This window comes from Paenibacillus sp. NEAU-GSW1 (genome assembly GCF_009737085.1).
Lineage (GTDB): Bacteria > Bacillota > Bacilli > Paenibacillales > Paenibacillaceae > Pristimantibacillus.
This window is the reverse complement of record NZ_WOVL01000003.1, coordinates 233,511-242,446: the sequence shown is the minus strand read 5'-3', so window position 1 is coordinate 242,446 and position 8,936 is coordinate 233,511. Positions and strand designations below refer to the sequence as shown.

The following is an 8,936-nucleotide window of genomic DNA, read 5'->3' as shown; positions in this document are numbered from 1 at the left end:
CCCCCTCAAGATGAGATTTCCCAATTCGTAAGACCCCTTGAAGACGACGAGGTTGATAGGCTGGGGGTGGAAGCACAGCAATGTGTGGAGCTGACCAGTACTAATCGGTCGAGGGCTTATCCTAATGCTAAAGAGTTCAAACATTTCGCATCCAGTTTTCAGGATGTAATTCCTGATCATGCTTTCGTTCCCACGCGAAGCATGCGACAAAAGTGGGACAAGCGTGGCGGTGTAGCTCAGCTGGCTAGAGCGTACGGTTCATACCCGTGAGGTCGGGGGTTCGATCCCCTTCGCCGCTACCATATCTTTCGGAGGCTTAGCTCAGCTGGGAGAGCATCTGCCTTACAAGCAGAGGGTCGGGGGTTCGATCCCCTCAGCCTCCACCATTTTCATAATTGTAATGCCGCGAGGTGGAGCAGTCCGGTAGCTCGTCGGGCTCATAACCCGAAGGTCACAGGTTCAAATCCTGTCTTCGCAACCAATTTCTTTTCGGAACTTATCCGAGAAACATCTCATGGAGCTGTGGTGTAGAGGCCTAACATGCCTGCCTGTCACGCAGGAGACCGCGGGTTCGAATCCCGTCAGCTCCGCCATTTTTTAATAACAACATAAGGCTCGGTAGCTCAGTCGGTAGAGCAGAGGACTGAAAATCCTCGTGTCGGCGGTTCGATTCCGTCCCGAGCCACCATTTGTTATGGAGGGCTAGTGAAGTGGCTAAACACGGCAGACTGTAAATCTGCTCTCTCTGAGTTCGGTGGTTCGAATCCATCGCCCTCCACCATAACTTCTCTCTTATGAGAGCCATTAGCTCAGTTGGTAGAGCACCTGACTTTTAATCAGGGTGTCGAAGGTTCGAGTCCTTCATGGCTCACCAGTTTTGAATGTTCAACCCGCAGACTTCGGTCGGCGGGTTTTTTGATTGTTTTAGGAATGCAGCTGTGGATGAAATCTAAGGTTCTGAGAAGGTGCGATTATTTCCTATTGTTAGTAATTGCAGGATTGCAGCGCTATTGATATTTAAAGTTATCCCGCTGTGGATAATTGGGGAACATTAATACTGTGGATGATTTGAGGATAATGATGTTATTATGCCTGACCGATTTTGGGCATGTAGATGTTCAAGGCCATTTTGTCCAATTGATTTGACTAACGAAACTGCTTCGTTGATTAAGGAATACAATTTCGCTATTCCGGTGCAGAAAGGCGTCTACACTGGGGATAACGAACCAAGTTGCGCTATTCGAGAAGATGTGTTCATGAGCAGCGAAAAGGGATTCGCTATTCGAAAAGTAAGGTGTGATTAGGGGTTATTTAAGGAAAATTGTTACTTTAATTAGCGAATATGCTTCGTTGCCGAGGGCTTAGGATAGAAATACCGAGTGAATAGCGAGTGTGCATCCGTTGACCGAAAGCAAAAATATAAAAGGCGCAGCTGTAAGGAGGTAAAGGATTACCCCTCTTTCGACTGCGCCATTATTATTTTCAGATTAGCCTCTGCGTTGCAATTCCTCGACGAGTTCAGCAATTGCAGCATCCAGACGCTCTTTTAGTTCATCATTAATCTGAAATTGCGATTCGCCCACGCCTGCATCAATGCGAGCGATTTGAGAATCGATGGCATAAACGCCGCTGCCGAAATGTTTGGCGTTAAGCGAGGAGAGGATAGGCTTCAATGAGAAATCAATAGCAAGCAGATGCGCGATTGTACCGCCAATAAACAATGGGGTAACAAACTTGCCGTTCAATCCTTTTTGAGGGAGCAGATCAAGGAAAGTTTTGAGCACGCCTGTAAAGGATGCTTTATATACAGGGCTCGCAATAATAACAATATCAGCAGCTTCGACTTTAGCGGCTGCTTCAACGATTTCGGGATTATCGAATTTAGCGTGGATTAGCGCCTCTGCCGGCAAGGATGCAACTGTAATATGATTGAATGAAATATGCTGCGAGGACAATTGGCTTTCCACATATTGCGTAATTCCAGTTAAGCGCGAACCAGGATTAGGGCTTCCGGAAATGATGACGACTTTAGACATAGCATTCAGCTCCTTTTGAATGGTCAATCAAATAATTTTATTATTCCGATGCATTAACTATGGATTAACTTTACCATGTATTTACTGGACCGTCAACAGAGTTGCTTGATTCGAATACGGCTATCCTTCATGCTTCTCGCTCTATTCTAACCTTTAATGGAAGCAAAGTGAATGCGACGATTTGCTGAAATGAAGCGCTGCTTTATGATACAATGACGAAAAAAAGCGTCATTCTTGGAGCTGGAGAATAGGAGATAGGCGAAAATGAGCATGACAGATTGGTCGATCCCGCTGAAGCACATTTTGAACTGTCCGGTTCGTATCGCAACAATGCCGGTGTCCGATTGGAACGAATTGACGAAGCAAGCTGCAAGTATATGGAATGCAAACGAAAGTTCAGAACATAAAAGCGCATTACCGTTAACGGAAGGAAGCCGTGTCGAACATAACCGGAAAGTATGGGTTGTGGTCGGACAGGACAACCATACGGTTGAAGCGTTGGAAATTGAGAGCGAGGCTCTTCAGCCAACAGAGCTGGAACTCATCTCATGGACTGTACAGCTGCAAGGCGCACAGCAGAAGTTGTCCAAATTGTCGGCATCTGCCGTATCCGAAAGCGAGAGCTTTGCGCTCAAGTTAAGCGAATGGATTCAGGAACAGCTCGAATCCGAGAAACCTTCATCTTCTATCCCGGATAGTTTGACGGCTGGCGGCAAGCTGTTTGCCGAAATGATTCCTTTTCTGCTCATTACAGAACAGCCAAATACGAAGCAGACAGCTTATACAGAGCTTGAGAAGCTGCTTCGTTCTTTTTTGGCCGACGATATTCTGTTGCTGCCTTTGAAAAATCAGGAGTGGCTTATATGGGGGCCTGTATCGCTGTTGAACGATGCGGATTCCGAGTTTGAGAATGATGCGCAGGAGGATAGTATTGAAGACAATTTGTCCTCAATCTGTCTTGGCTTGCACGAAATGTTGGCCAGTGAATGGATCGGTGAATGCCATCTGGCGGTAGCCCATCCGATAAGCCCGGCGAAAGCGATCGTGGAAACGACGGCGCTGCTGCGCGAGGCCATTAATTTAGGGCGAAAATTCCATGTCGGCACCAATATTCATCTGCCGTGGATGCTCCAATTGGAGAGACTGTTAAATGCGATTCCCGAAGGACAGCGTTCGCGTTATTTGGAGCATTCGCTGAAACGGAGCGAACTGTTTGTCGAGGCAGAAATGCTGGCGACGCTCGAGACGTTCTTTGCGCTTGACTGCAATGTGAGCGAAACGGCGAAGAAGCTGTACATCCACCGAAATACGCTATTGTACCGGCTGGATAAGCTGAAACAAGAGACGGGGCTTGATGTTAGACAGTTTCGGGATGCCGTGCTTGTCAAAATCATTTTGCTATTGTACAAAGTTACGAAAAGGAATTAGATTTTTTGTAAAGTTTGTGCATAGTCAGATTGCTGGGCTGTGGGATAAGATATAGGCATAACGAAATTTCTTTTAGGGGGAAAAACACATGGCAGGCGTACGCTTAGAAGGCATTTACAAAAAATACCCGGGTTCCGACAAGGCATCGGTAACTGACGTTAACCTTGATATCAAAGACAAAGAGTTTCTCGTATTGGTAGGTCCATCCGGTTGCGGTAAATCGACAACACTGCGTATGATCGCAGGACTTGAAGAGATTTCCGAAGGTAAATTGTTCATCGGCGACCGTCTTGTAAATGACGTTGCTCCTAAAGACCGCGACATCGCGATGGTATTCCAATCCTACGCTTTGTACCCGCACATGAACGTATATCAAAACATGGCATTCGGTCTTAAATTGCGTAAATTCAAAAAAGCAGACATCGACAAACGCGTTCGTGAAGCTGCTAAAATTCTCGATATCGAGCACTTGCTCGACCGTAAACCAAAAGCGCTCTCCGGCGGTCAACGCCAACGTGTCGCTTTGGGCCGCGCAATCGTGCGTGAACCGCAAGTATTCTTGATGGACGAACCGCTTTCCAACTTGGACGCTAAACTTCGCGGTCAAATGCGCGCGGAAATTTCCAAACTGACTAAACGTCTGGAAACAACAACTATCTACGTAACGCATGACCAAATCGAAGCAATGACGATGGGCGACCGTATCGTAGTTATGAAAGACGGCTTTATTCAACAAACAGATTCTCCGGAGCAGCTTTACAACCATCCGGTTAACATTTTCGTAGCTGGCTTTATCGGCGCACCTTCGATGAACTTCATCAGCGGTACGATCTCCGAGCAAGGCGGCGTACTGAAATTCAAAACAACTGGCGTAGACGTAGCGATCCCAGAAGGCAAAGCTGCAGTTCTTCGTTCCAAAGGTTATACTGGCAAAGAAGTTATTCTCGGCATTCGTCCAGAAGATCTTCATGAAGAGCCAGTATTCCTGGAAGCTTCCCCGAACACGATCGTTAACGCGCACATCGAGGTTGCTGAGAACCTGGGTCATGAAATGTACCTGTACCTGAACGGTATCGGTTCGGAATCTGTAATTGCACGCGTAGACGGACGTTCCGCGCTTCGTGACGGCTCGACTGTTAAACTTGCTCTGGACATGAACAAAGTTCACCTGTTCGACAAAGAGTCCGAGCTGAACATTTTCGAGAACTAATTCTAGTTAATCCAAGGCTGTCTTCCGAATGGGGAGAACACTGAACTCAAATTCAGTGCTCTTCCCGCGGGGGGCAGCCTTTTATTTTTTTGTATCCCTATTAAAACCGTTTTTGACACTCGTACGTCTAATAAACAGCAAACGCTTCAGAGTTTAGGGGGAGTGAAATGGACAAAGATGAATGGGCGGCAGCCGCGGTAAAAGGAGACGAGGAAGCGCTTCTCAAGCGAATCGGTCTGGATAAGCAGCAGATGTATGGAATTGCCTTTTCCTATATGCGTAACGAGGCGGATACGCTGGAGGCCATTCAAGAGACGGTATGCCGGGTATGGGCTGGACGCAGGAAGCTGCGGGAGCCGAAATATTTTACGACATGGATGATGCGTATTCTGATTCGAGTGTGTCTCGACGAGCGGAGAAAAAAACAGCGCGAGCGAGCTGGCTTGCTCGAACAAATCGAATCACAGTCGAACGAGTCCGCTGCCGACCGTTCGGCCGCGCGTCTGGATATGGAAGCTAGACTTGCAATATTGCCTGCGAAATATCGGATGGTCATTGTACTTAAGTACTATCGCGATATGACGATTACAGAAATAGCCGAGCTGCTGGAGAAGCCGGACGGGACGATTCGCACTTGGCTTAACAAGGCGTTGCGTTTGTTGCGAAGCGATATAGAGCTGTTGATGGAAGGAGGGAATGCGAATGAGCAAGGACTTGGAAACGGAAAAAGTCGTCACGGCGTTGCAGAATGATCGGGAATTTACAGATAGGATGCTTAGTCAAATGCAAGAAGAGAAATTGGATGCTGCTATACGCGCCGGCATGAACCGCGGCAGAAAAAGAACCGCAAGGGCCAGACGAACCATGCTGAGCTTACGGATGACGGCTGCTTTACTCAGTGTTGTATTGCTGCTGACCGCGTTCGTGCGCGTGTCTCCGGCTTTTGCCGCTTTGCTTCGCGATATTCCCGGGTTCAGCGGTTTCGTGGAGCTTATTGAAGGAGATAAAACGTTATGGAGCGCGATAAACAATGAGTTCGTTCAGCCTGTCAATCTGTCGGACAGTAAAAACGGATATACGCTAACGGTTGACGGCATTATGGCGGACGATCAGCGCGTAGTCATTTTGTTCTCAGGGACAGGACCTGGTGTGAGTAAAAATACAGAAATTAAAGACTATCAGTTTACGGATGAGAATAATAAAGATATCGAAGCAGGTATAGCGAGCTTCTCGATACCCGATGATCAGGATGAACCAAATACCGTCATGCACGATACGCTGGATATTATTATGGGCGAAGGAATTCCCGTTCCGCAGGTGATTAAGTTCAAAGCGAATTTGGAGGGGCAGTGGCTGTCTGTAGATATTCCTGTTGATCATAGCCGATTCGAGGGAATGAAGGAGACGATTGCTGTCAATAAGAGCTTTGAGGTTAGCGGTATTCGCTTTATGGTGAAGGAGCTTGTTGTTACGCCATTGCAAGCCAAAGTCGTGATGCAAACGGAACGTAACGACTTGAAACGGGCTAACAACTTCATTAAGCTGGCTCTTGTGGATGAAGAGGGAAGAAGATGGGAGACGAAGGGAGGCTCCGGTATGAGCGATGACGAAGAAAGAAGTATTTATTTTCAAAGCGCCTATTTCGAAAAGCCTAAGCAACTGACGCTTGTAGCGGACGGCTTGCTGCTGTCGGATCGGAATAAGCAATTTGTCATCAATACGACAACGGGCGAAACACTGACGACTCCGGATGCGAGAATTACGCTGACAAATGTGGAACAGAGACAGAACAGCCTCGGTTTAACGGTCAAATTAGCGCGTTTATCAGAGCATGAGGGGCAATACGGATATTGGTTCTTCGATCATGGCGCTTCTTTCAAGGATGCCTCCGGCAAGGTCTATAAGCTGTTAGACCGCAGCGGTACCCAGTCATCCTGGCATCAAACGGAAAAAGGGACGGAAATGGAGATCTATTACGACATCCCGAAGGCGGATTACGTGCAGCCGCTCACCTTCGAGGTTTATCAATACCCCGGCTATACGATGGAGCCGGTTCAGATTCGAATTAAATAAAGTGTTGGCGCCGGACGACGCAGAAACGTTGCGTTCGGCGCTTTTTTCATTTACGATGATATCATTGGAAATTAGCTTACATATAGACATATAGAACGGTAAGACGAGGAGGCCGCACGATGGCTAAAAGAGTAAAAGTTTCGCAGCTTGTACAGCAATTCTCTTTAGAGATTCTTTCCGGCGAAGACGGCTTAAAACGCTCGATTACGGTCGACGATCTTTACCGTCCCGGTCTGGAGATGGCCGGATATTTCGACTATCATCCAAGTGAACGCGTTCAGCTGCTCGGGAAAACAGAGTTATCCTTTCTCAGCACGTTGACTTCTGAAGAACGCAGATGCCGATTGGAGCAGCTTTGCCATGAGGAAACGCCTTGCATCATCATTACGAGAGGGATGGAAGCGCCGGCCGAGCTGCTCGAGTATTCGAACGCGACACAAATCGCGGTATTGCAGAGTAATGTGGCAACGACTATCTTGACGAGCCGGATTACCGATTTCTTGGAGAAAAAGCTAGCTCCTACTGCTACGATTCATGGCGTTCTCGTCGACGTATACGGCGTTGGCATGCTTATTACCGGCGGCAGCGGCATCGGTAAAAGTGAAACGGCGCTTGAGCTCGTAAAACGCGGACACCGTCTCGTAGCCGACGACGCGGTAGAAATTCGACAGACGTCGGATAATCAGCTGCATGGCAGCGCGCCGGAGCTTATCCGCCATCTGCTTGAAATTCGCGGACTAGGCATTATTAACGTCATGACGCTGTTTGGAGCGGGTGCCGTTCGCAATCAAAAACGAATTTCGCTTGTCATTAAGCTGGAGAACTGGCAACAGGACAAGCAATATGACCGGCTTGGCCTCGATGAAGAGAAAACGCGCATTATTGATACCGATGTGACGCTAGTCACTGTTCCGGTTCGTCCGGGACGAAACCTCGCGGTCATTATCGAGGTAGCGGCGATGAACTTCCGGTTGAAACGAATGGGCTACAATGCGGCGCTGCAATTTACAAACAAGCTGACCGAGACGATTGCCGAAGATTCGGATGATTACGATTGATTGACGGACTTTCTGCACGGCGCGCTGGGAACTGCGCGCCGTGCAGATGAAATGGAATGGATTCATTTGAAAATCCCATTTTCAAAGAAGAGGAGTTTAAACCATGAATTTGCTCATTGATCCCATTGCCTTCTCGATAGGCGGGATTGTTGTTCGCTGGTATGGCATTATTTTGGGAACGGCTGCATTGGTCGGTCTGCTGCTTGCCGTTCAAGAAGGAAAGAGATTCGGCATCAAGCCCGATTTCTTTATGGATCTGCTGTTGCTTGGCGTACCGTCGGCTGTTATCGCTGCCCGTATCTATTATGTGGCCTTCATGTGGGATGACTACAAGAACAACCTGTGGGACGTGTTTAAAATCTGGGAGGGCGGCATTGCGATTTACGGCGCTCTCATTGGCGCATTAATATGCGGATTCTTCTACTCCCGTTACAAGGGGTATAGTTTCTGGCGAATCGCCGATGTGTGTGCGCCTTCGCTTATTGCCGGTCAAATGATCGGCCGCTGGGGCAACTTCATGAACCAAGAGGCATACGGCGGCGTCGTTGAGGAAAGCTTCTTGCGCGATACGCTTCATTTGCCTAACTTTATCGTCGATCAAATGAATATTCGCGGCGAAGGTATTTTCCATCACCCTGCTTTCTTATATGAATCGCTGTGGAGTTTGGTGGGACTCGGTATTCTTATCGTGCTGCGCCGTCAAAAGTTTTTGCGCGCAGGCGAGCTCATTGCCAGCTATTTCATCTGGTATTCAATCGGCCGCTTCTTTATTGAAGCGCTGCGTACCGACAGCTTGGCTTTCGCAGGACCTGAATGGCTTGCTTCTATGGTTAATGGTCTTTGGTCGCCGATGACGGTGCTCTTCGAGCAAGGTTATCTCGATCCTGCTTACGGCAATGTGCGCATTTCGCAATTGCTCGCGCTGGGTCTGATTGTCGCGGCTATCGTTTTTATCGTCATTCGTCGCGTGACTGGCGCATCGTCGCCATACTATTCGGATCCGATTGTGTCGACAAAGCCTGCGGCAGCCGAAGTTGCCGTTGGTCAAGAGCGAGAAGCGGATGTTTCTTTGAAAGGCGAGAATGCGCCGAAGACAGAAGGGTAAACTGACAGCAAGGATGTAAGGAGTGA

Annotated in this window: 7 protein-coding genes, 7 tRNA genes and 1 rRNA gene; 14 read left to right on the top strand and 1 reads right to left on the bottom strand. The window is 48.2% G+C overall.

Annotated features, from left to right (window positions below):
- The 8 genes from GOM71_RS03380 to GOM71_RS03345 form a co-directional block, all read left to right on the top strand.
- Positions 1-124 (top strand): 23S ribosomal RNA (locus GOM71_RS03380); the annotation flags it as partial.
- Positions 125-225: 101 nt separating this feature from the next.
- A tRNA-Met gene (locus GOM71_RS03375) sits at positions 226-302 on the top strand.
- Between the two features lie 8 nt (positions 303-310).
- Positions 311-386 (top strand) — tRNA-Val (locus GOM71_RS03370).
- An 18-nt stretch (positions 387-404) separates the two neighbouring features.
- Positions 405-481: transfer RNA gene (locus GOM71_RS03365), tRNA-Met, on the top strand.
- Between the two features lie 35 nt (positions 482-516).
- Positions 517-593 (top strand) — tRNA-Asp (locus tag GOM71_RS03360).
- A 19-nt stretch (positions 594-612) separates the two neighbouring features.
- Positions 613-688, top strand: a tRNA-Phe gene (locus GOM71_RS03355).
- A gap of 8 nt (positions 689-696) precedes the next feature.
- A tRNA-Tyr gene (locus tag GOM71_RS03350) sits at positions 697-781 on the top strand.
- Positions 782-798: 17 nt separating this feature from the next.
- A tRNA-Lys gene (locus GOM71_RS03345) sits at positions 799-874 on the top strand.
- Positions 875-1,487: 613 nt separating this feature from the next.
- On the opposite strand, the gene ssuE is transcribed toward GOM71_RS03345, so the two are convergent.
- Positions 1,488-2,036: an NADPH-dependent FMN reductase gene (gene ssuE, locus GOM71_RS03340; protein ID WP_156278333.1), complete on the bottom strand. Its 549-nt coding sequence runs from the start codon at positions 2,034-2,036 to the stop codon at positions 1,488-1,490.
- A gap of 264 nt (positions 2,037-2,300) precedes the next feature.
- Here ssuE and GOM71_RS03335 point away from each other — a divergent pair, with 264 nt between their 5' ends.
- From GOM71_RS03335 to lgt, 6 genes are all read left to right on the top strand, one after another.
- Entirely contained in the window at positions 2,301-3,464 is a 1,164-nt protein-coding gene (locus tag GOM71_RS03335; RefSeq protein WP_156278332.1) for a PucR family transcriptional regulator, read from the top strand.
- Positions 3,465-3,552: 88 nt separating this feature from the next.
- Positions 3,553-4,674, top strand: coding sequence for an ABC transporter ATP-binding protein (locus GOM71_RS03330; protein ID WP_156278331.1), 1,122 nt, complete (start codon positions 3,553-3,555; stop codon positions 4,672-4,674).
- A gap of 167 nt (positions 4,675-4,841) precedes the next feature.
- The gene (locus tag GOM71_RS03325) at positions 4,842-5,426 is read left to right on the top strand and encodes a sigma-70 family RNA polymerase sigma factor (protein WP_156278330.1); all 585 of its coding nucleotides are present in this window, start codon (positions 4,842-4,844) and stop codon (positions 5,424-5,426) included.
- The gene (locus GOM71_RS03320) at positions 5,377-6,747 is read left to right on the top strand and encodes a DUF4179 domain-containing protein (protein ID WP_173275148.1); all 1,371 of its coding nucleotides are present in this window, start codon (positions 5,377-5,379) and stop codon (positions 6,745-6,747) included. The genes GOM71_RS03325 and GOM71_RS03320 overlap by 50 nt, the downstream gene beginning before the upstream one ends.
- A 119-nt stretch (positions 6,748-6,866) precedes the next feature.
- On the top strand, positions 6,867-7,805 hold the full coding sequence (hprK, locus tag GOM71_RS03315; protein ID WP_156278328.1) for an HPr(Ser) kinase/phosphatase: 939 nt from the start codon (positions 6,867-6,869) through the stop codon (positions 7,803-7,805).
- Between the two features lie 103 nt (positions 7,806-7,908).
- Positions 7,909-8,910, top strand: a complete 1,002-nt coding sequence (lgt, locus tag GOM71_RS03310) for a prolipoprotein diacylglyceryl transferase (protein ID WP_156278327.1) — start codon at positions 7,909-7,911, stop codon at positions 8,908-8,910.
- The last annotated feature ends 26 nt before the right edge of the window (positions 8,911-8,936 follow it).

Excerpts from the sequence above, each read along its gene's own strand:
- hprK (WP_156278328.1), top strand. The coding sequence starts at position 6,867 with ATGGCTAAAAGAGTAAAAGTTTCGCAGCTTGTACAGCAATTCTCTTTA.
- GOM71_RS03320 (WP_173275148.1), top strand. The coding sequence starts at position 5,377 with ATGAGCAAGGACTTGGAAACGGAAAAAGTCGTCACGGCGTTGCAGAAT.
- GOM71_RS03335 (WP_156278332.1), top strand. The coding sequence starts at position 2,301 with ATGAGCATGACAGATTGGTCGATCCCGCTGAAGCACATTTTGAACTGT.
- GOM71_RS03325 (WP_156278330.1), top strand. The coding sequence starts at position 4,842 with ATGGACAAAGATGAATGGGCGGCAGCCGCGGTAAAAGGAGACGAGGAA.
- GOM71_RS03330 (WP_156278331.1), top strand. The coding sequence starts at position 3,553 with ATGGCAGGCGTACGCTTAGAAGGCATTTACAAAAAATACCCGGGTTCC.
- lgt (WP_156278327.1), top strand. The coding sequence starts at position 7,909 with ATGAATTTGCTCATTGATCCCATTGCCTTCTCGATAGGCGGGATTGTT.
- ssuE (WP_156278333.1), bottom strand. The coding sequence starts at position 2,036 with ATGTCTAAAGTCGTCATCATTTCCGGAAGCCCTAATCCTGGTTCGCGC.